This is a genomic window from Chelativorans multitrophicus (assembly GCF_011317445.1).
Taxonomy (GTDB): domain Bacteria; phylum Pseudomonadota; class Alphaproteobacteria; order Rhizobiales; family Rhizobiaceae; genus Chelativorans; species Chelativorans multitrophicus.
The window spans coordinates 60,445-82,779 of the sequence record NZ_JAAAPL010000001.1; the positions used below are offsets into that span (position 1 = coordinate 60,445).

Sequence of the window (22,335 nt, forward strand, 5' to 3'; positions counted from 1 at the left end):
CTTCCTACTACGAGAATGATCTTCTTAATCATGGGGGCGGACAATAAGGGTGAAGGGCGCTGCGTGTCAACGGCAATCTCGTCGCTGCTGGTCATGTAAATTTGTCTTCGATCCGCAACCCCCAGCGCGGACTGCTGAACTGGCCAGATCCCGTTCAATCGCCGAGAAGTCGAAGGCGTCTTTACCGGGCTTGAGGGACCTCCAGCTATAGACGATCTGAACCCCGGCGATCTCCGGCCGCGTCAAAACTTCCCTGAATTGTTCGAGGTCCCCCGCTCCCATGTAACGGAAATTGGCGGGATGCGCAGGCTTTTCAGCAGCGAGGCCGCCGCATGGAATAAGAAGGAGTAGCGAAAATGCCCATTTCAACACGCACATGCCCAAATTATCTCCTGATCAGCAATAATGGAGCCACGCCAAGAAAGTTGGGAGGAAATGTGGCTCAGTGGGCGGAGAAGAGAGCAGCCGAATAGCATTTCGCTGCCTGCCTTAACGCCTTTTCAACCATCCCCTCTCATCCGGTCTTAACCCGTCGCGCTTAGCTTCCTCTGGCAGAGGGGGCTAAGCAATGCATCAGGCCGGCGATGTTCCGCAGAACGCTGCGCATCAGGAGAGGCGCGCAGCAGACCAGCCGCGTTCGCGTGCGCTTGGCCATGTCGTCCAATGCGATGGCGCGCGCGCGGTAATCGCGGCCAACATCGGCAAGGAAGAAATTGCCATAGCGTCCACCTGGACCGTCGGCAGGCTGATCTCGATCAATCTCGGGTCGACGCGAACCGTTGGCCTGGTCTATGCGATCGAGAGGCCGAAGCGCGTCTGGGACGATCAGGGCACCAATCCCGTGGAAATTTTCGTCGAGCTTATCGGCGAGGTGCGCGACCTAGAAGGCGGACAGATCTTCGATCGCGGCATCACGGAATATCCGCATGTGGGCGCCATCGCTCATCGGATCCGAAGCAGCGACCTGCGCGCGATCTATCATCTCGGCGGCCGCCGCTCCGTCACAATTGGCCGCCTATCCCAGGACAGTTCAATCGAGGCCTCGCTGGCGGTGGATGAAACGCTTACGCGGCATTTCGCGGTGGTTGGAACGACCGGCGTTGGGAAATCCACGGCAGTTTCCCTCCTTTTGCGGAAGATGATCGGGGTGCGGCCAGACCTGCACGTCCTCATCCTCGATCCCCACAACGAGTTCGCCCCGTCTCTCCCGGAATATTCCGTACGGATCGACACTTCCACGCTGGAACTACCCTTCTGGCTCTTCCGCCTCGAGGAACTGGTCGAGGTGCTCTATCGTGGACGCGAGCCAGTCACCGAAGAGGTGGAACTGCTCAGAGAGCTGGTCTCTTCCGCAAAGCATTTGTACCGGAACCCCAACGCCGGCCTGCTGAGGCGAAGTCCCGATACGGGCGCGGTTACGGCCGACACCCCGGTGCCCTATCGCATGGCGGATGTGATCCGAGAGATCGATGATCGCATGGGGCAGCTTGAAACCAAGAACGAGCGGCCGCACTACCGGCAATTACGCGTTCGCATCGAAGCGGCGGTCGCCGATCCGCGCTATCGCTTCATGTTCGCTTCACGGCTGATCGAGGATTCGATTCACGAAACGATCGGCCGGATTTTCCGTATTCCCAGCGAGGGACGGCCGGTTACCTGCTTCGAGATGGCCGGTCTTCCCGCCGAAGTGGTCAATTCGGTCTGCTCCGTGCTCGCCCGCCTTGCTTTCGACCTGGCGCTTTGGAGCGAGGGAAAGCTCAAGCTGCTTCTCCTTTGCGAGGAAGCCCACCGCTACATGCCGGCGGACCCAAGGCTCGGTTTTTCGCCGACGCGCCACGCGCTCTCCCGGATCGCCAAGGAGGGCCGTAAATATGGATGCTATCTCGGCGTGGTCACGCAGCGGCCGGGAGACCTGGACCCGACGGTGCTGTCGCAATGCTCAACGATTTTCGCGATGCGCCTTGCCAATGAGCAGGACCAGGCGATCATCCGCTCGGCGATCCCCGATTCCTCCGCATCCATTCTCAATTTTCTCTCCGCCATGGGCCAGCGCGAGGCGATCGCCTTCGGCGACGGCGTGGCCGCCACCATGCGAATGAAGTTCGAGCAATTGCAGGAAAACCTGCTCCCCGGCTCGAAGAAAGATACGCATTGGGATCGAGCCGCCGATGCCGGCAGCCAAGAAACCGATCTCGCATCAATCGTTGGCCGGATGCGCAATACGGGCCGTCGTGAAAAGGTCGGATCATAGCGGCGCGAAGGGCGCCTGGCCGTTCTGCGGCCGAGACTGACCAGTGTTCGAGGTCATTCGAGCGGCGCCAGGCGCCTCATATCCAACTTGAGATAATTCGGGTCGAAATCCGCCAGGCTGGCAAGGCCGTTCCAATCCTTGATCTCGACCGTCTCCCCGAGCCAAGTGATCAGATCCAGCTCCCTCAGCCCTTTAATAGCGCGGTTCAGGTGTACGATGGACATGCCCCTAGCATCGGCCAGTTCCCCTTGCGTAATGGGCAACCGAAACTGAAATTTGTCGGCTTTGCCGACGGCCGCCAGGCGCATGTAAAGTTCGCACAAGAGGTGCGCGACATTTGCGCGCGAAGATCTGCGGCCGAAGCTTACCAGCCACTCGCGGTGTATCGCAGCATCGATCAACGTGCTCAGCCAAAGCTGACGCGTAAGGTTGGGAAAACGCTCCGTGATCTCCTTCAGCCTTTCATGCGGAACGGAAGCAACCGTGCATCGGGTGAGGGCCACGACCCCGTGATCCATCTTCTTCAGAAGGAAGCTGTGCAGGTCGACGAAGTCTCCTTCCACGTGAATGGTCAAAAATTGCCGTTTTCCGTCTGAAAGCTCTCTCGATCGCGCAGCGAACCCGCTTAAAAGAACGGTACTCGCCTGCGGAACGTCCCCTTCCCTGATGAATTCCCGGTCGTGTGGAATCTCCCGCGTTCCAGAGAAAGCTGCAGTCAAGAACTCCGACTCTTCACGCGTGATCGAGCCTCGAAGAGATAACTGCTTTAGTAGCGGGTATTCTGTCACTCTGCATTCAGTTGGTTGTGGAGCCTATAAGATTGCAACGCCCCATGCGGCTATATCGATCCCGTTCAAATCCCTCTTTTTGTTCCAGTGCCACGGTCCCTTTTCCCCCGCCCGAAAGCGGAACACCTCTCTAACTCCCCGGTTTGGCAGGTAGTCCCCAAAGAGATAGATGGAGCGAGCGATGCAGGACATCTCTGGAAAAAGGGTGGCAATTCTCGCAACCCATGGCTTCGAGCAGTCTGAACTTGAGGTCCCTCTCAACAAGCTGCGGCAGGCGGGCGCGGAGGTTCACGTAATCTCGCTCGAGCCCGGCGAGATCAAGGGATGGGACGAGAAGGATTGGGGGCGTCCGGTTAAAGTCGACAAGACTTTGGACGAGGCACGGCCGGAAGACTATGATGCCCTCGTCCTGCCCGGCGGACAGATCAATCCCGATCTTCTGCGCGTGGAGAAGGCAGCTCTCGATTTCATCAAGAGCTTCTGGAATGACAGCAAGGTCATCGGCGCCGTCTGCCATGCTCCCTGGTTGCTCGTTGAGACCGGGATTTTAAAGGGCCGCCGCGTCACTTCTTACCATTCGATCAAGACGGACGTCATCAATGCCGGCGGTAAATGGGAGGACTCGCAGGTCGTCACCGATCAGGGTCTCGTTACCAGCCGCAATCCGGGTGACCTTGACGCATTCTGCGACAAGCTCGCTGAGGAAATACGGGAAGGAAGGCACCAGCGCCGCGCCGCCTAGGGCTTCAATAAGGCGCGCCGATCCTCCCGGTTGACCGCGCCGACCCGCCCGCGCCCTCTGGCCGGGTGGGTTTTACTTTGAGCAAAATTTTGAAAGAAAATCACAAAGTCGCTACTCGCTTGCCCTGCAAAACTAACATAGACTGGTTTTTTTAGAGGCCCCTGAGAACTTGCTGCAGCCATTGATGCCATCTTTCGCCGACGTGTTCATCACCGACGAACTTAATCGTCGCGCGCCAAAGAAGCCGGATTACCTTCAGGAAAAGCTGGCGCTGCAAGAACTCGTGGTCCGCATGGTCGACGCGCCGGAGGAGGTCCTTCCCCGTTTCGTCGATCTGGCGCTGGAGATCACGGGCGGCGTTTCCGCCGGGATCAGCCTTTATGAAGGCGACGACACCCGCGTGTTTCGCTGGCGCTATTTGCGCGGCACCCTTGCCTCATTCGAAGGCATGCCTACCCCGCGCGATTATAGCCCCTGCGGCGTCACGCTGGATGAAAACCGTCCGGTTCTCGCTCTCCACCCCGAACGTGCATATAGCTGGATAGCGGATGCAGGCATTACAGTGCCGGAAGTTCTGCTCGTTCCCATTCATGTCGGCGGAAAGAAACCTTTCGGCACACTTTGGATCGTCTCGCGTGAAGCTGGCCATTTTGACGGCGGCGATGCCCGAACCATGACCGAACTTGCTACTTTCGTGGGCGGGGCTCTCAGCCTCCATGAGAGCCAGATGCGCCTTAGCCGCGCGCTTGAGGAGCAAGAGCGGCTTGCCGCCGAGATGGACCATAGGATCAAGAACCTTTTTGCCATCGCGGAAAGCATGATCCGAACCACCGCGCGCAGCACATCCACCAAGGAAGAAATGGCTTTGGCCCTTTCCGGACGGCTCCATGCGCTGTCGGCTGCCCATTCGCTTGTCCGCCGCAAGGTGCGTCACAACGAGGAGGGCCTGCGTACCACGGAACTCGGCGAGATAATCGACACCATCATACGCCCGCATGCTCCCGATCTTTCGGCGCGCTTCCAACTGGAGGGTCCGCAAGTCGCATGCGGTGACAAGGCAGCAGATGGCATTGCCCTTGCAATGCATGAACTTGCGACCAACGCCTCGAAATATGGTGCGCTGTCGACGGAAGAAGGGCGCGTCGACATTTGCTGGCGCAGCGCCGACGACCTACTGACGATCGTTTGGACCGAAAGCGGCGGCCCTTCCATCGAGAGCGCGCCGAAAAGCACCGGCTATGGGAGTCGACTCGTACATGCCACCGTCACGCGCCAATTTGGCGGCAAGCTCGAGTATGATTGGCAAGCATCGGGTCTTGTTGTTACGATCACCCTGCCGTTAGGCAATCTTCTCACGTGAAAGCGAATGCCGCCGCGGCAAGCCGCGTGTCGCAGGCATAATGTTCAGGTCTCGACGATAGCTCTTCTCGACCGCCATCGAGTCACGCCAAGAGCGGCTTAGTCCACGGCTGTTTGCGACATGACCCCGTGCAACGCAAAAGGCCCGGCACAAGGCCGAGCCTGTCGCAGCGACACTGTTGCTGATCGCGGCTATTCCCGATCCGTCGGAGCCCGGTCGCGCTCCATGCGATGCATCATCATCTTGTGAGGACGGTGACCGTCGCGCATGGCAAGGCGCCGGCCGTCGCCGCGGTGCATAAGCGTCGCGCCCCTGCCCCGGCGCAACTCGTCCTGGCTGAGTTGACCATCATCGTTGCGGTCGAGCAGTGCGAAGTGCTTGCCCTGCTGGTTTTCGATCTCGGCAAGCGTAACCTGCCCATCGCCGTCGATATCGAATTGCCCGGCCAACCGTTCGGCGCGCCGCTCGAACTCACGCTTCATCAGGTAATTGGCCAATTCCTCCTGCGAGAGCGTGCCATCCTGGTTCTCATCGGCGGTCCGCAGCGTGTCGAGACGATCGCCGCCGAATTCATCTCTTGCGATTGAACCGTCGCTGTTGGAATCGAAGCGGTTGAAGAACCCGCCGGGTCCGCGCTCGTTCTGTTGCGGGGCGGCAGCGGGCGCGTTGTCGTTGCCGGCCTGCTGGGCTTGCGCGAAACTCACGGCGCCGGCGGCAATCGATAGGGCGATGGCGGAAACAAGAACCTTGCGAAGCATCCGTTCACTCCTTCATGTTGTGCCGCCGGTGGCGGCGCTTGCGACAGCTCTTTTCTGCCACGCCCAACATTACGGTGCGCTTGCTGCGGAATTACATTTCTGTAAGGCTTCGACTGTTTCAGCGCAGGAAGGTAGACCACTCTTCGATCGGCGCGCGTTCGGTCCTGAGCTTGTTCTCCGGCTTGGACGTGTCTTCGTATCCGAGCGCCATGCCGCACACGACCACTTCCTCCTCGGGAATATCGAGAATGGGGCGGATGTAGCGGTGATAAGGGGCGAATGCCGCCTGGGGGCAGGTATGGAGCCCCCTCGCCCGCGCGGCGATCATGATCGACTGCAGGAACATTCCATGATCGATCCATGAGCCCTTGTTGAGCCTGCGGTCGATGGTAAAGATCATGCCGACCGGGGCGTCGAAGAAGACGAAATTGCGGTCGTGCTGGGCACGCATCCGGTCAACCTCGCGCCTTCCGATGCCGAGAAGCCCATAAAGCGCATAGCCGACCGCGCGGCGGCGGGAGAGATAGGGCTCGAAGAAGCTGTCGGGATAGTATTTGTACTCCTCCCACTTCGCCTTTTCCGCGCAAATGCCCGAGGAAAGAATTGCTTCGGCCAGCCTGTGCTTGGTCTCGCCGGCCGTCACATAGACTTTCCAGGGCTGCATGTTCGTGCCCGAAGGCGCTCGGGAGGCGACTTGCAGGATTTCGCGGATAGTCCCCTCATCCACCGGATCGGGCAGAAACGCGCGCACGGAACGGCGCGACGTAATGGCCTCGTCGACGGCCGCGACAGCCTCCGCATCCACTGTTCTCTGGTCCGGTGCCAACATTTTGCCGTCCTTGAGGCCGGGTAAACGTGACCGCCGGAGGCGAAGTGTTTGCGGCCCGCACAGTGAAAATCCCCTTGATTTTTTCATACAGGCTGGTTTCATGAATTTCCAGAGGAAAATTTCACGATGTCCACGTCCTTCGAACGCGCGGAAACGGATCTGAAAACCAAGGCGCTTCGGCTCCTGGCGAGCGATATCCGCCGGTTGCGCAAGGCGCGCGGCCTCACGCTTGCCGGCCTGGCATCGCAACTTGGCCGGTCGGTCGGATGGCTGAGCCAGGTGGAAAGAGGCATTTCGCTTCCCAGTGTCGCCGACCTGCGCGCGCTCGCCAATCATTTCAAAGTCCCCGTAAGCTTCTTCCTCACACCCGCGGCATCGGACGAGAAGGAGTTGCAGGTGGTCGTGCGCGCGGACAAGCGCCGCAAGCTCGTATCCGGCCAGCCCCGCGTGCTTGAGGAGCTTCTATCGCCGAACCTCGGAGGCCGGTTCGAAATCATCTGCTGTGAGTTTGCGGGCAATACGCCGCTGCCCCAGCCGCGAAAACGCGCCGCCGAAGAGGCCGGTTATGTGGTTTCCGGCGCGCTCGACATCGAAGTCACCGGAAAGTGGTACGAGCTTTCGGCGGGCGACAGCTTTCGCGTGCGCGGCGAGACCCTCCGGTGGCGCAACCCGCATGAGGAACCTGCGATCGTGGTCTGGGTCGTCTCACCGCCGGTCTACTAACGTTCCCGACGAAAGCAGGGCTTGACAATCTGAACCGTGGAGAAGACGGCTTTGCCGTAAAATTGGCCCCGAAGCCATCAAATAAGAGTAGATTCATGCCTGATATTTCAAAGCGCATTACCGGCATCATGCCCTCCGGCAAGGACGGTTGGGAGGTTCATTTCGCAGCCCTGACCCGAAAACTGGCGGGTGAAAACATCCTGATGCTCTCGGTGGGCGATCATGATTTCGACACGCCCGCGGGAACGGTCGAGGCCTGCGTGGAAGCCGTGCAAAGCGGCCATCACCACTATATCCAGCTGCCCGGCCTGCCGAAATTGCGCCAGGCGCTGGCGCGGCTTTCCACCGAGTGCACCGGCGTCGATACGGCCCCGGAGGAGGTGATCGTCACACAGGGAGGCCAGGGGGCGCTTTACGCGTCCTGCCAGGCAGTGCTCGATCCCGGCAGTCATGCGGTGATCGTCTCACCCTATTACGCCACCTATCCCGGCACGGTACGGGCGGCGGGCGCGAGCTTTACCGAAATCGAAACGCGCTCCGAAGACGGATTTGAGCCGAGGGTCGAGGCGATCGCCGCCGCGATCCGGCCTGAAACGCGCATGATCCTCATCAATTCGCCGAACAACCCGACGGGCGCCGTCTATTCGCGCGCCACTCTCGAGGCAATCGCGGAGATTTGCCGCAGGCACGACCTTTGGCTCCTCTCCGACGAGGTTTACTGGACCTTGCGCGGCGAGCGGGAGCATGTCTCCCCCCGATCCCTGCCAGGGATGAAGGAGCGCACGCTGGTCGTCAACTCCCTCTCCAAGAGCCACGGCATGACAGGCTGGCGCGTCGGCTGGCTCACCGCGCCGGCCGAGGTGGTGAAGCTCCTGATCAGCCTCAACATCGTGTCGAGCTACGGCATGGTGGATTTCGTCTCGCGCGCGGCAGTGGCGGCGGTGGAAAACGGCCATGGGGTTCAAGAGATCGCGGCGCGCTACGGAAGCCGCCGAAAGGCCTTCCTGGATGAGATCAGGGGCGCAAACGACATCGTCGTCCGGGGCTCCGAAGGCGGCATGTATGTCATGCTCGACATTTCGCACATAAATCCGGACGCCGAAGCATTCGCATGGGGCCTCCTGGAGGCGGAAAAGGTCGCCGTCATGCCCGGACCGAGCTTTGGTGCGGCGGCGCAGGGCCACATCCGCATCTCCATGTGCCAGGAAGAGCCCGTGCTGCGGGAGGCGGCGATGCGCATCCGCCGCTATATCGCGTCGGAGATCACAAGGCGCGACGCAGCCGAATAGGGACAGGTCTCTATTTTTTGATGGGAGGGTTGAGCCGTGCTTCAACCCCTCACCTTCTCCCCCGGTTGAGTTCCGGTATCAGCACCTCTCCAACTTCGTGGGGCAGCAAAGGCCGCCTTGCCGAGCTTGGCGGAGCGGTAAGGGCGAGAGCGTTTCGGCAAATCCTCAACGCTGCCGATTTGCTAGATGCTCCCCGTGCCGTGGTCATCCCATTTTCATCTTCGCGTCACCCGCGTGTCACCGCGTGCGGCCTAGAACAGAGCATCCCTGTTCAGACGAGGAGAATCGGAGATGCCCACACGTCGCATGCTCATCAAGGCCACTGCCGCGGCCGGCCTTCTAGCTCCATTCGGCGGGTTTTCTGCCGCGCCAGCGAGCGCACAGGGCAACGCCCTCTTCCGGTTCGGCATCATCGCGGACCCGCAATACGCGCCCTTTCCGCCCAAGGCCGGCGGCACCCGGTATTATGCGAACAGCCTGTGGAAGCTGACGGAAGCCATCGACACTTTCAACCAGCAGGATCTCCAGTTCGTCGCCACGCTGGGCGACATCATCGACCGGCACTGGGACAGCTTTGGCGACATCCTGCCGATCTATGACAAACTGCGGCACGATCATTTCTTCGTGCTCGGCAACCACGATTATGAAGTCGGGCAGGATTACCTGCGCTCGGTCGTCCGCACCGTGGGCATGCCAAAGCCCTATTATGATTTCACCGGCGGGGGCTACCGATTCATCGTTCTTGACGGCAACGATATAAGCCTGTTCGCACCGCCAGCGGGCGACCCAAGGCTGGAGATCGCCGCAGAGCGGCTGGCAAAACTCAAGGAGGCCGGTGCATCCAATGCCCAGAGCTGGAACGGCTCATTGAGCGATGAACAGTTTGCCTGGCTGGGTGAAACCTTGGAAAAGGCCAAGACGGCAGGAGAGAAGGTGATCGTGCTCAGTCACTATCCGATTTATCCCGACAATATGCACAATCTCTGGGATTCGGATCGCATTGTCGAACTCCTGACGAGCCACGACCATGTGGCCGCCTTCTTCAACGGGCACAACCATGCCGGAAATTACGGAGAAATCTCCGGAAAGCATTTCGTCAATTTTCAAGGGATGGTCGAAACGCCGGCGCATAATGCGTTTTCGACGGTGGCCGTATATGAAGATCGCTTGGAGATCACCGGCTTCGGCCGTGAGCCAAGCCGCAGCCTGAGGCTGGATGGAGCACGCGGAGCTTAAACAAAGAAAGAGGCCGGCGGGCGATTATCGCTCCGCCGGCCGTTCTTCTTAATGGCGCTGGGCCATTGCTTCATCCTCGTTGAAGGACTTGAACAACGGCATCAGCTGCCACAAGGCCGAAAGCCCGACCAGGACATAGATGACCCTGGAAACTGCCGCTTCCTGCCCTCCGAAGATGGACGCCACCAGGTCAACCTGGAAGAGACCGACGAGCAGCCAGTTCAGTCCCCCAATGATGAGGAGGATGAGCGTGACAACATTGAGTGCGTGCATAGGGGTTCTCCATTAGGACGCCCTGATGCTGACAATGCGGATCTTACGCCAATCGTTCCTCTTGTAACAATTCGTGATCGTACCGGCAATCTCAACTCTCCGTGCGGGGGAGCTCCGAGATGCCGCCGTGGCTGGCAGACCATTTGAGCGGCTCCTTGAGGAAGGCTTCCGCCTGATCCAGCGCTTCAGTGCCGAAACGGTTTTCCTTTCGGCAGACGGCGAGGACATCCCACCAGGTGGTGAGATAATGGAGCCGCATGCCGGCGGCTTTAAGCCGGTCCGGCGTATCGGGGAAGATGTCGTAATAAAAGACGGCAAAAGTGTCGCTCACCGTAGCGCCGGCATTGCGGATGGCTTCGGCGAACTTGATCTTGCTCCCGCCATCCGTGGTTAGATCCTCGACCAAAAGAACGCGCGCGCCGTCCGGCAGATTGCCTTCGATCTGCGCGTTGCGGCCAAACCCCTTTGGCTTCTTTCGCACATAAAGCATCGGCAAGCCGAGCTTTTCGGAAAGCCAGGCAGCGAAGGGAATGCCGGCCGTCTCGCCGCCCGCAACCACATCGAACTGCTCGAAGCCGGCGCCACGCAGGATCACCGACGCGCCAAAATCCATGACAGCCGAGCGGATGCGAGGATAGGAGATGAGCTTTCGGCAATCGATATAGACGGGCGCCTTGATGCCGGAGGTGAAGGTATAGGGCTCGTTCGCACGGATGTGGACCGCCTCGATCTCCAGAAGCATCTTGGCCACCGTCTCGGCGATCAGGGCCTTGTCGGGAAAGGTGTTGGCAAACATGGGCGGGCTTGGTTCCTTCGGACCGTCTTCAACAATATACCCCTCACTTGCAATTTCTAAGATTTTGGCTTCGCCAAACCAAGAAATCGCTTTCTCTCCCGAAAGGGGAGAGATAGGGCGCTTCGCACCAGCGCGGCCACAAATTACCTGCTCCCGCTAGTGGCGTTTTTTGCGGCTTTCTTCGCTATCAAGCCAAGGACCGCCTAAAAAGCCTAATCCTCAACTTTCCAGTGGATCGGGAACATCGGGTCGAAGACGGTGATAGCCTCGTCCCCCACGCTGACTTTCCGTTCCATTTCCAGCGGCTCGTCGTAACGCCTGAGCGTGATGCGCTTCTCGTTCGGCGGCAGGCGGTAGAAGGCGGGACCGTTTAAGGAGGTGAAAGCCTCCAGCCGGTCGAGCGCGCCCTCCTCCTCGAACACATGCGCCAGACAGGCCATGGTGTTCGGTGCATTGAAGACGCCTGCGCACCCGCAGGCGCATTCCTTGAGCGGATCCAGATGCGGCGCAGAATCCGTGCCGAGGAAGAAGCGGCCTTCGCCGGAGATGGCGGCCGCGCGCAGCGCGAGGCGATGGGACTCCCGCTTGGCGACGGGCAGGCAGTAATAATGCGGGCGAATGCCGCCGGCGAGGATTGCATTGCGGTTGATGATCAGGTGATGCGTCGTGATCGTCGCGCCGACATTCTCATCCTGCGACAGCGCAAAATCGACGCCGTCCTTCGTCGTCACATGCTCCATGACGATGCGCAGTTCCGGCAGGCGGCGGCGCAAGGGCTGCAGCACCCGCTCGATGAACACCGCCTCTCGGTCGAAGATATCGACCGCGGGATCGGTGACTTCGCCATGCACGCAGAGCGGCAGGCCGATTTTCGCCATGCGCTCCAGCACCGGGTAGACGGCCTCGATGTTGCGCACGCCGCTTTGGGAGTTGGTGGTGGCTCCCGCCGGATAGAGCTTGACCGCCTTGATCAGGCCGCTGCGGAACCCTGCCTCGATATCGTCAGCGCAGCTCGATTCCGTGAGATAGAGCGTCATCAGAGGCGTAAAGGCGCTGCCTTCAGACAGCGCCGCCAGGATGCGCTCGCGATAGGCCGCCGCATCCCTTGTGGTCACGACGGGCGGCACCAGATTCGGCATGATGATGGCGCGGGCAAAGTGAGCCGCCGAGTGCTCCGCCACCGCCTGAAGCACGGAGCCATCGCGCAGGTGTAGGTGCCAGTCGTCCGGCTGTCTGATGGTAAGTGTTTTCATGACAGGGCCGAGACATATCCGGTTTGCGGGCAAGCGCAAGGCGAAACTCGCGGCGCCGCAGCGAAATTCCCTCGCGGCTCCTGTCGGAATGAGGCATGCTCGGCCGTCTTTTAAGCGAACGAGGTGATGCCGATGCTTTACGCCATTCTCTGCTATCACGACGAGGACGTGGTGATGTCCTGGAGCAAGGCCGAGGACGAAGCGGTCCTGGCCAAGCGCAAGCTTGTGCAGAAGGATTTTGTCGAACGCGGCAAGATGGGACCGGCGATCAGGCTCGTGCCGACGACGGGCGCAACGACGATCCGGGCCTCCGGCAACGAGCAGCTGGTTCTGGACGGACCCTTTGCAGAGACCAAGGAGCAGCTCCTCGGCTTCTACCTCGTGGACTGCGAGAACCTGGACGAGGTGATCGATTTCGCCAAGCGCATGAAGGAAGGCGAGAGCTGCACCTTTGAAATCCGCCCCGTCCAGATCTTTGAAGAAGGCGTGCTCCCTCAGAAGGTGAAAGTGGCATCATGAACGACATGGCCTGGATCGAGACTGCACTGACGGGCGCGCGCCCGCAGGCGATGGGTGCGCTTCTGCGCTATTTTCGCGATCTCGACCGGGCGGAAGAGGCGTTTCAGGAGGCCTGCCTGCGCGCCATGAGGACATGGCCGGTGAAAGGGCCGCCGCGCGATCCCGCCGCCTGGCTCATCTTCGTCGGCCGCAATGCGGCGCTCGATTCGGTGCGCCGCGACAGCCGCAACACGGCGCTGCCCGAAGACTCGGCGATTTCCGAGCTCGGCGACGCCGAGGCGGACATGGCTGAAAGGCTCGACGATTCTCACTACCGGGACGACATCCTGCGGCTGATGTTCATCTGCTGCCATCCGGATCTTCCGGCTACCCAGCAGGTGGCGCTGGCGCTGCGCATCGTCTCGGGCCTCTCGGTGCGGGAGATCGCAAGCGCCTTCCTCGTCAACGAAAAAGCAATGGAGCAGCGCATCACCCGAGCCAAGCGCCGTGTGAGCGAGGCGAATGTGGCATTCGGGGCACCGGGCGCGGCGGAACGCGCCGAACGGCTCGCGGCTGTGGCCGCCATGATCTACCTGATCTTCAACGAAGGTTACTCCGCAAGCGGCGGGGAAGTGCATGTGCGCGAACCGCTCTGCAACGAGGCGATCCGGCTGGCGCGGCTTCTTTTGAGACTGTTCCCGGCCGAGCCGGAGGTCATGGGGCTCTTGGCGCTGATGCTCCTGCAGCATGCCCGAACGCCAGCACGCATCGATGGCAACGGCGATATCGTGCTCCTGGAGGAGCAGGATCGAAGCCAGTGGAACCGCGATATGATCACGGAGGGACTGGCGCTGGTGGACAAGGCTATGCGCCACCGCAAGCCCGGCATCTATCAGGTGCAGGCGGCGATCGCGGCGCTTCATGCGCGGGCGGCCAAGCCCGAGGATACGGATTGGCAGGAGATCAATCTCCTCTATCAAATGCTGGAGCGGCTGCAGCCCTCGCCCGTCATCCGGCTCAATCGCGCAGTCGCCCTGTTCAAGACGCAAGGACCGGAAGCCGCGCTGCTGCTCATCGAGCCGTTGGAGGAGCGCCTTTCCAACTATTTCTATTTCCACGGCGTGCGCGGCGCGCTTTTGATGGAACTCGGCCGGGAGCGGGAAGCGCGGACGGCCTTCGACAAGGCTATATCGCTCGCGCGCACGCCGGCCGAGGCAGCGCATATCCGTCAGCAGATCGACCGGCTGATCAGCGACGCGAAGCCGCGGGCAAAGTCCGCCTAATTTTTCGCTTCCTGTCGGATCGGCGCCTTCCCGAACGTCCTTGGAACGCAGCCTGCCAATGTTTCAGGAAAAGAAGGAGAAGGACATGTCTGCAATCCAGATCGCCCCAGGGGAAACCGGCCAACCGCGCGGCGGCGTCATCGCTTATCTGCAGGTGGAAGGCGCCGCCAAGGCCGCCGCGTTCTACGAGAAAGCCTTCGGCGCCAAGGAAGTGGCCCGCCACCCGGTCGATGAGCAGGGGCGCACGATGTATCTCCACCTCTACATCAATGGAGGCTCGCTGATGATGAGCGATCCTTACCCCGAATATGGTCACGCCTATGTCAAGCCCGCGGGCGTGTCGCTCACGCTTTGCGTGGAGGACGTGGACTTCTGGTGGGATCGCGCATCGAAGACGGAAGGCATGGAGGTGGTGATGCCGCTCGAAAAGATGTTCTGGGGCGACCGCTACGGCCAATTGCGGGATCCATTCGGCTTCGATTGGGCCATCGTCGGAAAGTAAGCCTGCCCCCTCACCGCCTTGAACGGCTGCCGCCCAATCTGCGGCAGCCGTTCTTTCGCCGGGATCCGGTAAAAATATCGGCCTTATAGGGTTTACACGGCTCTAGCATGCCCTACCCTTGGCCTTAGTGGCGGCGATCCATGGCCCGCCGCTTGGCGCCTGAGCGCGAACTGGATCGAAATCGGTAAAAAGGGAGAAATCCATGAGACAAGCCAGAGCGGGCGATGTCGTACGCGTCCATTACCGGGGACGCCTCACCGACGGCACCGAGTTCGATTCCTCCGACGGTCGCGAGCCCCTGGAATTCCAGGTCGGCGGCGGTCAGGTCATTGCCGGTTTCGAAAAGCAGGTGGAAGGCATGGAGGTCGGCGAAACATCGACCGTGACCATTCCCGCCAATCAGGCCTATGGCGAGCGCGACGAACGGCAAGTGCAATCCGTGCCGCGCAACACGATGCCTGACAATCTGGACCTGCAGGTCGGCACGCGGCTGACCGCCACCACGCGGGACGGCAAGCAGATACCGCTTACCGTAACCGACGTGAATGACGAGCAGGTGATCGTCGATGCCAATCATCCGCTGGCGGGACAAGATCTCGTCTTCGATATCGAACTGGTCGAGATCGTCGGTTCCGAGCCCGGCCTGAAATTCGGGCAATAGGAGATCAGGGAAAAGGAAAGTAGGCCAGAAGGCGGCTTTACCGCCTATTTCGGCTATTCCCTCTCCGGCAAAGCGGGACTAACCGAACAGGGCGTCGCCCTGCTCGTCCACGATCTGGCGGCCCTTGCGGATCGCATGCTCGGCTGCGAGATCGGCACTGGGAAAGCGATCAGCCCGAACGAAACGGTGCTCTTTCAACTCCCCGCCGACTTCCTTGGAAATGACGCCGCAGGTCTGGAACTGTCCCTGCTCGGAAAAGGGCGTAGCCCGGATGGTAAAGCCCTTGTGCTCCTCCGGCGTGCCGACCGTCTCTTGCGCGGGAGACTTCTCGGCGCCGCCGAACAAACGCTTCAGAAATGACATGGCAACTCTCCTCTATCGATTCCGGAAGCTAGCGCGGCCGCGCATTCAGGACCAGACCGGGGCATGCCGGATTGTCAGTCGGCCGAAGCCGCCGTGAAAACCGCCAGCTGAGCCTCGAAAGCACGCTTGTATGCGGCCCGCGCTTCGCCGCGCGCAACATAGGCGGACAGGTTTGGATATTCGTCCAATATATCCGAGCTTTTCTTCAACCTGAGCAGCACCGAGACCATCAAAAGGTCACCGGCGCTAAAAGCACCATCGAGCCAGTCCGCATTGCCGAGGTGGCCGGAAAGGCCGTCCAGCCGTTTGCGGATGCTTTCCTCAAGGGCTTGCAGGCGCTGCTCGTACCAGGGCTCGTCGCGCTCCAGGATCTTGGCGAGGTTGCGATCGAAAATCGGCGGCTCCACCGTATTGAGAGCGGCAAACATCCACGCGACCGCCCGCGCCCGGCCATTCTCATCCTCGGGCAGCAGGCCCGCATGGCGCTCGGCGATGTGAAACACGATCGCCCCGGACTCGAAAAGTGTGAGATCGCCTTCTTCATAGGTCGGAATCTGCCCGAAAGGATGAAGCGCGAGATGCGCCGGTTCCTTCATTGCTTTGAAGGACAGAAGACGAACCTCGTATGGCTGGCCCACTTCTTCGAGCGCCCAGCGAACGCGCATGTCTCGCGCCAAACCCGCGCCACGATCCGGCGACCGTTCAAAGGCGGTGATAATGGGGGTCATAGCGGCCTCCTGTTGATGGCATTGCGTGTCAAGCATGATCCTAGGACGAACACCCGGCGCGCCTTCCGACAACGAGCTCGATTTTGAGCCGTTGGGGACATTTTCACTTGCATGAGACCTTCCGGGATGAAGAGATGCGCCAGAGATCTTCGTTGGAAGGAACGCCGTCACTCTGGATTTTAAATCGAAAGGAAGACGCAATGGCAAAGAACATGATTTGCCTCTGGTACGACAAGGATGCCGAAGAAGCCGCGCGCTTTTATTCCGATGTGTTTCCAGACAGCGCGGTGACTGCCGTGCATCATGCGCCCAGTAATTACCCGTCCGGCAAAGAGGGCGATGTGTTGATGGTCGAATTCACCGTTGCGGGCGTTCCCTGTCTCGGCCTCAACGGGGGTCCCGCCTTCAAGCATAACGAAGCCTTCTCGTTCCAGATCTCCACCGAAAACCAGGAGGAGACCGACCGCTACTGGAACGCCATTGTCGGCAATGGCGGCCAGGAGAGCGCATGCGGCTGGTGCAAAGACAAATGGGGCATTTCCTGGCAAATCACCCCGCGTGTTCTGATGGAAGCGATGGCGGCCGGCGGCGCGGAAGCGAAGCGCGCTTTCGAGGCCATGATGACCATGGGGAAAATCGATGTCGCCGCGATCGAGGCTGCGCGACGCGGTTGATGCTCCGCCTTTTCACCGGTGAGGATCACTCCTCGGTTTTGCCGCAGCGCCCTGCCTCCTCTGGGAGGCACCCGAGAACCGATTCCGGTTTTCGGGCCGATGCTCTAGCTCAAGTGAAGGATGATCTCGCGCCGGTGCGGCTGGTCGCGGTGTTCGAAAAGGTAGATGCCCTGCCAGGTGCCGAGCAGCATCCGGCCCCCCGATACGGGAACGCCGATCGAGGTCTGCGTAAGCGCCGCCTTGATATGCGCCGGCATATCGTCCGGCCCCTCGATGCGATGGACGATCCAGTCCATGGACGGATCGCTCGACGAGGGCACGAGCCTGCGGAAGAATGCATCGAGGTCCCGCTTCACGTCAGGATCGGCATTCTCCTGAATGATAAGCGAGCAGGAGGTGTGGCGCACGAAGACCGTGAGCAGCCCCTCCTCCACCGGCTGACGGCGTACGAAATCGGCAGCTTCCCGCGTAAACTCGTAGAGGCCTTGGCCGGAGGTGGATATGAAAAGGCGCGTCTGGGCCATACCTGGGTCGTGCATCGGCCGGACGCGCCTGTCAAGCCTCAGGCCTCAGCCCAGCGAGCGGATGATTTCCCGATAGGCCTCCTCGGGAAACGCTTTCATGGTGCAGGTCTTCACATTGCCTTGAGAGCCCAGCGCGAGGGCAAAGCGAGCGGCTACCGCATCATCCGGCGCTTCGCAGATAACGACCATGTCGTATTCCCCCATGGTCAGGTAGAACGCCCGGATCGACCCCCCCATTTCCTCAACCAGGGCTTTAGCCGCATCGAGCCGCCGCGGCGACTCGCGCACAGTTTTGATGCCCTGCTCTGTCCAGTTGGAAAGTACGATATACGTGGTCACGTCACACCTCCCTCGGCGCCGTGACGTCTGCGGAGCGCAGTGCTCAGGCGCCGGAACGTTTTCCCACCACCCGGAGCCGAGTATGCGCCTGCCTGGCTAGACCGGCAAGCTAGCCGCTTTCCGAGCGCCATCCGCTTTGGGAAGCATTCCTACCAAAGCTGGATGAGGCTGCCGGGCACAAAAAAAGCCGGGCCAAGGCCCGGCTTTTAGGAGAAGTAGAGACGCTTCCTCAGCTGTCCAGGAAGCTGCGCAGCTTGCGACTGCGGCTCGGATGCTTGAGCTTGCGCAGCGCCTTCGCCTCGATCTGGCGAATGCGCTCGCGTGTGACCGAGAATTGCTGGCCCACCTCCTCAAGCGTGTGATCGGTGTTCATTCCGATGCCGAAGCGCATGCGGAGCACGCGTTCCTCGCGCGGAGTGAGCGAAGCAAGAACGCGCGTCGTCGTCTCGCGAAGGTTCGCCTGGATTGCCGCGTCGATCGGCAGGATCGCACTCTTGTCTTCGATGAAATCGCCGAGATGCGAATCCTCCTCATCGCCCACAGGCGTTTCGAGGCTGATCGGCTCCTTGGCGATCTTGAGAACCTTGCGCACCTTCTCAAGCGGCATTGCGAGCTTTTCGGCGAGTTCTTCCGGCGTCGGCTCCCGGCCGATCTCATGCAGCATCTGGCGCGAGGTGCGCACGATCTTGTTGATCGTCTCGATCATATGCACAGGGATGCGGATCGTCCGCGCCTGATCGGCGATCGAACGGGTGATCGCCTGCCTGATCCACCAGGTGGCATAGGTCGAGAACTTATAGCCGCGGCGATACTCGAACTTGTCCACGGCCTTCATGAGGCCGATATTGCCTTCCTGGATCAGGTCAAGGAACTGCAGGCCACGGTTGGTGTATTTTTTGGCGATGGAGATGACCAGGCGCAGATTGGCCTCCACCATCTCCTTCTTGGCGATAGCCGCCTCGCGCTCGCCCTTTTGAACCTGATTGACGATGCGGCGGAACTCGCCAATCGAAATACCGGTTTCCTGCGCAAGATTCTGGATCTCGGAGCGAAGGGCCTCGATCGTGTCGGCTTCGTGCTTGACGAAGTCCCTCCAACCGGGCTGCGGCAGGACGGCCACCGTGGAACCCCAGTTCGGGTCAAGCTCGGAACCCTGATAGGCCTTGAGGAAATCCTCGCGCCTCACGCCATAACTCTCGGCAAGCCGGAACAGCTTCAGCTCGTTCTGCACCAGGCGCTTATTGATATCGTAAAGCTGCTCGACCAGCGTCTCGATGCGCTGGTTGTTGAGCGAGAGCGACTTCACCGCCTTGATGAGCTCGTCCTTCAGCTCTTTGGACCGGCGCTCCTGACCAGCCGAAAGCTTGTCGGAATCGCCCAGGCGGCTCTCCACCTCCTGGTCCTGCAGCTTGCGCAGCTTGGAATAAGTGTCGGCGATGAAGTCGAGCGTCGTCATGACGCCGGGCTTGAGCTCGGCCTCCATGGCAGCGAGGGAGAGGTTCGTCTCGTCCTCCTCCTCGTCGTCTTCCTCGGGCCGCGACTCTCCGCCGACATTGGTAATGTCGTCGTCATCGCGCGCCCGCCGCATCAGCTTCTCTTCGGGCGCGGGCCTGGCGACATCTTCCGGCCGCGCGATCACCGGCGCCTGCTTGCCCTCGGGGCCGGCATAGGTCGCCTCAAGATCGATGATCTCGCGCAGCAGGATCTTTCCGTCGTTAAGCTCTTCGCGCCAGATGATGAGCGCCTGGAACGTCAGCGGGCTTTCGCAAAGCCCGGCGATCATGGTCTCGCGGCCGGCCTCGATGCGCTTGGCGATGGCGATTTCGCCTTCGCGCGACAGCAGCTCCACCGAACCCATCTCGCGCAGATACATGCGCACGGGGTCGTCGGTGCGGTCGGTCGGCTCTTTCTTGGCAACGGTGGCAACGGCGCTGCCGGTCTCGGCCAGCTCACCGCTTTCCTCTTCGGGCGCGCTGTCAGCCTCGGCTTCCTCGCCCGCCTCCTCGTCCTCGACGACATTGATGCCCATGTCCGAAAGCATGGCCATCGTGTCCTCGATCTGCTCGGAACTCACCTCACCGGAAGGCAGCACCGCATTCAGCTCGTCCATGGTCACATAGCCGCGCTTCTTCGCGAGCTTGATCATTTTCTTGACTGCGTCGTCGGAAAGGTCGAGCAGCGGCCCATCGGTGCCGTCGCGTTCGATCTCGACCTCTTCCTTTTCCTTTGTCGCCATGCTCTGCCTTCTCCAACCGCCCTTTGCAGCGGGCTCAGCCACTACCCACAGCTCGACTCATCGCCGGGATGCGCGCCGTCAGGCTCTATGCGCCCAGTGTTAAAGCGCGATTAACCCTGACATCTATGGCAGCCTTGCTGCCTTTCCATGCCTGTGGTCTCTTTGCTCTTAGCAGACCAACCCACGGTATCCGATCGAATCGACCCTGATTCCTTTAAATTGCGCCGAGGTCAAGCTGCTGTGCCATGATTCGCGTCCAAAAAGCGAATCGCAGCGCATTTCACGGCTCGCTTCTGGGGATAAATCAAGACCTTCCGACACGGCCTGAAAGAATGCCGAAACCCTCGATGAGCGCTTCCGCCGACTGCAAGTTGCGCAGTTCCGCCTGAATCTCCACAAGGTGCCGATAATTCTCTTCGGTCGGTTCGTTTGCCAGCGCCTGCTCGGCCGCTTTCAGCTCCCTATGTAGGGCACCCGCACTGCGGTGCAAGTGCAGGGCCTGCAGAAAGGCCTCGCGCGCGTCCTCTAAGGCGGCCTCCGGCAGAGCCGGCCACTGGTTGGCGCGGCGAACCAGCGTCTGTGCCCGCTCCAGGATTTCGCCCAGGCCTGCAGCGCCTATCGCCGCCGTCAACGCTTCATGATCACGCGCTACGTCATGGGCGACCGCGTCGAGCAGGGCGGAATAGAGCTTTTTGAGATCAGCATTGGCGAGCGACAACTTCTCGACGGCGTCGAATTGCTCATCGATCAGCGCCGGATGGTTTACGAGGGCGACGATCAGGGTAGCCTCGCGAAGCGGCATCATTCCGGCTGTGCGCTTCACCATGGCCGAACGGGCGAGGCTTTCCGAAACGGCGAACCGGCCGGCCGCCGCGCCAGGCTTGCCCGGTCCTCCTCCGCGCGGCGAAAAGCCGCCACGCTGCTGGCGTCCAGGCTGCGGGCCCGAACCGAAGAAGCTCTGCACCCGCTCACGCAATTCCTGCGCATAATGCCGGCGCACGTTCTCGTCGCGGATGCGGTTCGCAAGCTCTCGAAAGGTCTGCTCCAATTCGGCGCGCCGCTCCGGCGTGTCGAACACACGGCCAGAGGTCTCGCGCATCCAGAGGAGATCGGCGAGCGGCCGCGTTTCCCCGATGAGCGCATCGAAAGCCTGTCTCCCCTCCTCGCGCACCAGGTCATCGGGGTCCTTGCCTTCGGGGAGAAGCGCGAAGCGCAGCGATCTTCCCGGCTGCACCAGGGGCAGCGCCAGATCCGCCGCGCGCCAGGCGGCGCGCAGCCCCGCGCCGTCACCGTCGAAACAGAGAACCGGCTCGCCCGAGATGCGCCACAAGAGCTCCAGTTGGTTTTCGGTCAGCGCCGTGCCCAGCGGCGCCACGACATTCTCGACGCTGGCCTGGGCGAGCGCGATGACGTCCATATACCCTTCGACGGCGATCACAGGCCCATCCTTCACGGCCTTGCGCGCGCGGGCGTGATTGTAGAGCACATTGCCCTTGTGGAAGAGCTCGGTGTCCGGTGAATTGAGGTATTTCGCCGGAACATCGGAGGAAAGCGCCCGGCCCCCGAAAGCGATGACGCGTCCGCGCGCGTCCTCAATGGGGAACATGACGCGGCCGCGGAAGCGGTCATAGGAAACCGGAACATCCGGTCCGCTCACCACCAGGCCGCAAGCCTCCATCTGCTCTTTCCCGACGCCCCGGCCAGCCAGGAACTCCTTAAGGGCGTTGCGGCTGTCGGGCGCAAAGCCGAGACGGAAGGTCTGCTGGGTCAGGGAAGCGATGCCGCGCCCGCGCAAATAGGCTCTTGCCTCGGCTCCTCGTGCCCCTTGCAAGCAGTCCTGAAAGAACTGGGCCGCCATCTCCATGACATCGGTAAGGCTGGCGCGCTCCTTCTCCCGCTTTTCCGCCTCCGGATCGCGCGCCGGCATCGGCACGCCCGCCATCTCGGCCACGCGCTCAACGGCTTCGGGGAAGCTCATCCCGTCGAGCTCTGTCAAGAAGCGAAAATGATCGCCAGAGACGCCGCAGCCGAAGCAGTGATATCGCCCCTTCCGATCCTCGCAATGAAAGCTCGGTGATTTTTCGCCATGGAACGGGCAGCAGGCCCAGAAATCGCCGCGACCGGGATTGCTCTTGCGCTTGTCGAAAGTGACACGCGAGCCCACCACTTGACTGATGGGCACGCGGTCACGGATTTCGTCAAGAAAGCTGTTTGGAAAGCGCATCGGTC

General features: G+C 61.0%; 24 protein-coding genes. 11 read left to right on the forward strand and 13 right to left on the reverse strand.

Annotation, left to right across the window (positions count from 1 at the left end):
• Positions 1-66: 66 nt before the first annotated feature.
• Complete coding sequence (locus tag GNP00_RS00255) at positions 67-378, reverse strand: hypothetical protein (protein ID WP_041544662.1); 312 nt, start codon at positions 376-378, stop codon at positions 67-69.
• Between the two features lie 190 nt (positions 379-568).
• Between GNP00_RS00255 and GNP00_RS00260 the strand changes: the two genes are divergently transcribed.
• Positions 569-2,251 (forward strand): ATP-binding protein, encoded by a 1,683-nt coding sequence (locus GNP00_RS00260; RefSeq protein ID WP_011580825.1) that lies wholly within the window; start codon positions 569-571, stop codon positions 2,249-2,251.
• Positions 2,252-2,304: 53 nt separating this feature from the next.
• Here the strand turns inward: GNP00_RS00260 and GNP00_RS00265 are convergent, their stop codons facing one another.
• Positions 2,305-3,039: a helix-turn-helix domain-containing protein gene (locus GNP00_RS00265; protein WP_011580824.1), complete on the reverse strand. Its 735-nt coding sequence runs from the start codon at positions 3,037-3,039 to the stop codon at positions 2,305-2,307.
• Between the two features lie 181 nt (positions 3,040-3,220).
• On the opposite strand from GNP00_RS00265, the gene GNP00_RS00270 reads away from it, so the two are divergent.
• Together GNP00_RS00270 and GNP00_RS00275 are read left to right on the forward strand one after the other, a co-directional pair.
• A complete protein-coding gene (locus GNP00_RS00270) occupies positions 3,221-3,781 on the forward strand; it encodes a type 1 glutamine amidotransferase domain-containing protein (protein ID WP_011580823.1) in 561 nt (186 codons plus the stop codon).
• Between the two features lie 184 nt (positions 3,782-3,965).
• Positions 3,966-5,141 (forward strand): sensor histidine kinase, encoded by a 1,176-nt coding sequence (locus GNP00_RS00275; RefSeq protein WP_011580822.1) that lies wholly within the window; start codon positions 3,966-3,968, stop codon positions 5,139-5,141.
• Positions 5,142-5,332: 191 nt separating this feature from the next.
• Here GNP00_RS00275 and GNP00_RS00280 read toward each other — a convergent pair whose 3' ends face one another.
• Together GNP00_RS00280 and GNP00_RS00285 are read right to left on the reverse strand one after the other, a co-directional pair.
• On the reverse strand, positions 5,333-5,899 hold the full coding sequence (locus tag GNP00_RS00280; protein WP_011580821.1) for an acid-shock protein: 567 nt from the start codon (positions 5,897-5,899) through the stop codon (positions 5,333-5,335).
• Between the two features lie 118 nt (positions 5,900-6,017).
• Positions 6,018-6,728, reverse strand: a complete 711-nt coding sequence (locus tag GNP00_RS00285) for a nitroreductase (RefSeq protein ID WP_166015679.1) — start codon at positions 6,726-6,728, stop codon at positions 6,018-6,020.
• A 126-nt stretch (positions 6,729-6,854) separates the two neighbouring features.
• On the opposite strand from GNP00_RS00285, the gene GNP00_RS00290 reads away from it, so the two are divergent.
• The 3 genes from GNP00_RS00290 (at position 6,855) to GNP00_RS00300 (ending at position 9,976) form a co-directional block, all read left to right on the forward strand.
• Positions 6,855-7,451, forward strand: a complete 597-nt coding sequence (locus tag GNP00_RS00290) for a helix-turn-helix domain-containing protein (RefSeq protein WP_011580819.1) — start codon at positions 6,855-6,857, stop codon at positions 7,449-7,451.
• A gap of 95 nt (positions 7,452-7,546) precedes the next feature.
• Positions 7,547-8,740 (forward strand): pyridoxal phosphate-dependent aminotransferase, encoded by a 1,194-nt coding sequence (locus tag GNP00_RS00295; RefSeq protein WP_011580818.1) that lies wholly within the window; start codon positions 7,547-7,549, stop codon positions 8,738-8,740.
• Between the two features lie 291 nt (positions 8,741-9,031).
• Positions 9,032-9,976 (forward strand): metallophosphoesterase, encoded by a 945-nt coding sequence (locus tag GNP00_RS00300; protein ID WP_011580817.1) that lies wholly within the window; start codon positions 9,032-9,034, stop codon positions 9,974-9,976.
• Between the two features lie 48 nt (positions 9,977-10,024).
• Here the strand turns inward: GNP00_RS00300 and GNP00_RS00305 are convergent, their stop codons facing one another.
• The 3 genes from GNP00_RS00305 to pyrC form a co-directional block, all read right to left on the reverse strand.
• Positions 10,025-10,249, reverse strand: coding sequence for a DUF378 domain-containing protein (locus GNP00_RS00305; protein WP_011580816.1), 225 nt, complete (start codon positions 10,247-10,249; stop codon positions 10,025-10,027).
• A gap of 91 nt (positions 10,250-10,340) precedes the next feature.
• A complete protein-coding gene (locus GNP00_RS00310) occupies positions 10,341-11,045 on the reverse strand; it encodes an orotate phosphoribosyltransferase (RefSeq protein WP_011580815.1) in 705 nt (234 codons plus the stop codon).
• Between the two features lie 212 nt (positions 11,046-11,257).
• On the reverse strand, positions 11,258-12,298 hold the full coding sequence (pyrC, locus tag GNP00_RS00315) for a dihydroorotase (RefSeq protein ID WP_011580814.1): 1,041 nt from the start codon (positions 12,296-12,298) through the stop codon (positions 11,258-11,260).
• Between the two features lie 132 nt (positions 12,299-12,430).
• Here pyrC and GNP00_RS00320 point away from each other — a divergent pair, with 132 nt between their 5' ends.
• From GNP00_RS00320 to GNP00_RS00335, 4 genes are all read left to right on the forward strand, one after another.
• Entirely contained in the window at positions 12,431-12,817 is a 387-nt protein-coding gene (locus GNP00_RS00320) for a YciI family protein (protein ID WP_011580813.1), read from the forward strand.
• A complete protein-coding gene (locus GNP00_RS00325) occupies positions 12,814-14,079 on the forward strand; it encodes an RNA polymerase sigma factor (RefSeq protein ID WP_011580812.1) in 1,266 nt (421 codons plus the stop codon). The genes GNP00_RS00320 and GNP00_RS00325 overlap by 4 nt, the downstream gene beginning before the upstream one ends.
• Positions 14,080-14,164: 85 nt before the next feature.
• Positions 14,165-14,581, forward strand: a complete 417-nt coding sequence (locus GNP00_RS00330) for a VOC family protein (protein WP_011580811.1) — start codon at positions 14,165-14,167, stop codon at positions 14,579-14,581.
• Positions 14,582-14,783: 202 nt separating this feature from the next.
• Complete coding sequence (locus GNP00_RS00335) at positions 14,784-15,242, forward strand: FKBP-type peptidyl-prolyl cis-trans isomerase (RefSeq protein WP_011580810.1); 459 nt, start codon at positions 14,784-14,786, stop codon at positions 15,240-15,242.
• 78 nt (positions 15,243-15,320) lie between these two features.
• Here the strand turns inward: GNP00_RS00335 and GNP00_RS00340 are convergent, their stop codons facing one another.
• Together GNP00_RS00340 and GNP00_RS00345 are read right to left on the reverse strand one after the other, a co-directional pair.
• Positions 15,321-15,605 carry an HlyU family transcriptional regulator gene (locus GNP00_RS00340; protein ID WP_011580809.1) on the reverse strand — a complete coding sequence of 95 codons (285 nt, stop codon included), beginning with the start codon at positions 15,603-15,605 and terminating at the stop codon, positions 15,321-15,323.
• A 74-nt stretch (positions 15,606-15,679) separates the two neighbouring features.
• A complete protein-coding gene (locus GNP00_RS00345; protein ID WP_011580808.1) occupies positions 15,680-16,333 on the reverse strand; it encodes a glutathione S-transferase family protein in 654 nt (217 codons plus the stop codon).
• A gap of 200 nt (positions 16,334-16,533) precedes the next feature.
• On the opposite strand from GNP00_RS00345, the gene GNP00_RS00350 reads away from it, so the two are divergent.
• Positions 16,534-17,007, forward strand: coding sequence for a VOC family protein (locus tag GNP00_RS00350; RefSeq protein ID WP_041544661.1), 474 nt, complete (start codon positions 16,534-16,536; stop codon positions 17,005-17,007).
• Positions 17,008-17,111: 104 nt separating this feature from the next.
• On the opposite strand, the gene GNP00_RS00355 is transcribed toward GNP00_RS00350, so the two are convergent.
• The 4 genes from GNP00_RS00355 to dnaG form a co-directional block, all read right to left on the reverse strand.
• Entirely contained in the window at positions 17,112-17,531 is a 420-nt protein-coding gene (locus GNP00_RS00355) for a secondary thiamine-phosphate synthase enzyme YjbQ (protein ID WP_041544660.1), read from the reverse strand.
• A gap of 45 nt (positions 17,532-17,576) precedes the next feature.
• A complete protein-coding gene (locus GNP00_RS00360; RefSeq protein ID WP_011580805.1) occupies positions 17,577-17,870 on the reverse strand; it encodes a GYD domain-containing protein in 294 nt (97 codons plus the stop codon).
• Between the two features lie 229 nt (positions 17,871-18,099).
• Positions 18,100-20,106: an RNA polymerase sigma factor RpoD gene (gene rpoD / locus GNP00_RS00365; RefSeq protein ID WP_166015681.1), complete on the reverse strand. Its 2,007-nt coding sequence runs from the start codon at positions 20,104-20,106 to the stop codon at positions 18,100-18,102.
• A gap of 304 nt (positions 20,107-20,410) precedes the next feature.
• On the reverse strand, positions 20,411-22,330 hold the full coding sequence (gene dnaG, locus GNP00_RS00370; RefSeq protein WP_011580803.1) for a DNA primase: 1,920 nt from the start codon (positions 22,328-22,330) through the stop codon (positions 20,411-20,413).
• Positions 22,331-22,335: the final 5 nt, after the last annotated feature.

Excerpts from the sequence above, each read along its gene's own strand:
- pyrC (WP_011580814.1), bottom strand. The coding sequence starts at position 12,298 with ATGAAAACACTTACCATCAGACAGCCGGACGACTGGCACCTACACCTG.
- GNP00_RS00295 (WP_011580818.1), top strand. The coding sequence starts at position 7,547 with ATGCCTGATATTTCAAAGCGCATTACCGGCATCATGCCCTCCGGCAAG.
- GNP00_RS00255 (WP_041544662.1), bottom strand. The coding sequence starts at position 378 with ATGTGCGTGTTGAAATGGGCATTTTCGCTACTCCTTCTTATTCCATGC.
- GNP00_RS00270 (WP_011580823.1), top strand. The coding sequence starts at position 3,221 with ATGCAGGACATCTCTGGAAAAAGGGTGGCAATTCTCGCAACCCATGGC.
- GNP00_RS00280 (WP_011580821.1), bottom strand. The coding sequence starts at position 5,899 with ATGCTTCGCAAGGTTCTTGTTTCCGCCATCGCCCTATCGATTGCCGCC.
- rpoD (WP_166015681.1), bottom strand. The coding sequence starts at position 20,106 with ATGGCGACAAAGGAAAAGGAAGAGGTCGAGATCGAACGCGACGGCACC.
- GNP00_RS00345 (WP_011580808.1), bottom strand. The coding sequence starts at position 16,333 with ATGACCCCCATTATCACCGCCTTTGAACGGTCGCCGGATCGTGGCGCG.
- GNP00_RS00340 (WP_011580809.1), bottom strand. The coding sequence starts at position 15,605 with ATGTCATTTCTGAAGCGTTTGTTCGGCGGCGCCGAGAAGTCTCCCGCG.
- GNP00_RS00290 (WP_011580819.1), top strand. The coding sequence starts at position 6,855 with ATGTCCACGTCCTTCGAACGCGCGGAAACGGATCTGAAAACCAAGGCG.
- GNP00_RS00350 (WP_041544661.1), top strand. The coding sequence starts at position 16,534 with ATGGCAAAGAACATGATTTGCCTCTGGTACGACAAGGATGCCGAAGAA.
- GNP00_RS00260 (WP_011580825.1), top strand. The coding sequence starts at position 569 with ATGCATCAGGCCGGCGATGTTCCGCAGAACGCTGCGCATCAGGAGAGG.
- GNP00_RS00355 (WP_041544660.1), bottom strand. The coding sequence starts at position 17,531 with ATGGCCCAGACGCGCCTTTTCATATCCACCTCCGGCCAAGGCCTCTAC.
- dnaG (WP_011580803.1), bottom strand. The coding sequence starts at position 22,330 with ATGCGCTTTCCAAACAGCTTTCTTGACGAAATCCGTGACCGCGTGCCC.
- GNP00_RS00285 (WP_166015679.1), bottom strand. The coding sequence starts at position 6,728 with ATGTTGGCACCGGACCAGAGAACAGTGGATGCGGAGGCTGTCGCGGCC.
- GNP00_RS00320 (WP_011580813.1), top strand. The coding sequence starts at position 12,431 with ATGCTTTACGCCATTCTCTGCTATCACGACGAGGACGTGGTGATGTCC.
- GNP00_RS00335 (WP_011580810.1), top strand. The coding sequence starts at position 14,784 with ATGAGACAAGCCAGAGCGGGCGATGTCGTACGCGTCCATTACCGGGGA.
- GNP00_RS00300 (WP_011580817.1), top strand. The coding sequence starts at position 9,032 with ATGCCCACACGTCGCATGCTCATCAAGGCCACTGCCGCGGCCGGCCTT.
- GNP00_RS00275 (WP_011580822.1), top strand. The coding sequence starts at position 3,966 with ATGCCATCTTTCGCCGACGTGTTCATCACCGACGAACTTAATCGTCGC.
- GNP00_RS00305 (WP_011580816.1), bottom strand. The coding sequence starts at position 10,249 with ATGCACGCACTCAATGTTGTCACGCTCATCCTCCTCATCATTGGGGGA.
- GNP00_RS00330 (WP_011580811.1), top strand. The coding sequence starts at position 14,165 with ATGTCTGCAATCCAGATCGCCCCAGGGGAAACCGGCCAACCGCGCGGC.
- GNP00_RS00325 (WP_011580812.1), top strand. The coding sequence starts at position 12,814 with ATGAACGACATGGCCTGGATCGAGACTGCACTGACGGGCGCGCGCCCG.
- GNP00_RS00310 (WP_011580815.1), bottom strand. The coding sequence starts at position 11,045 with ATGTTTGCCAACACCTTTCCCGACAAGGCCCTGATCGCCGAGACGGTG.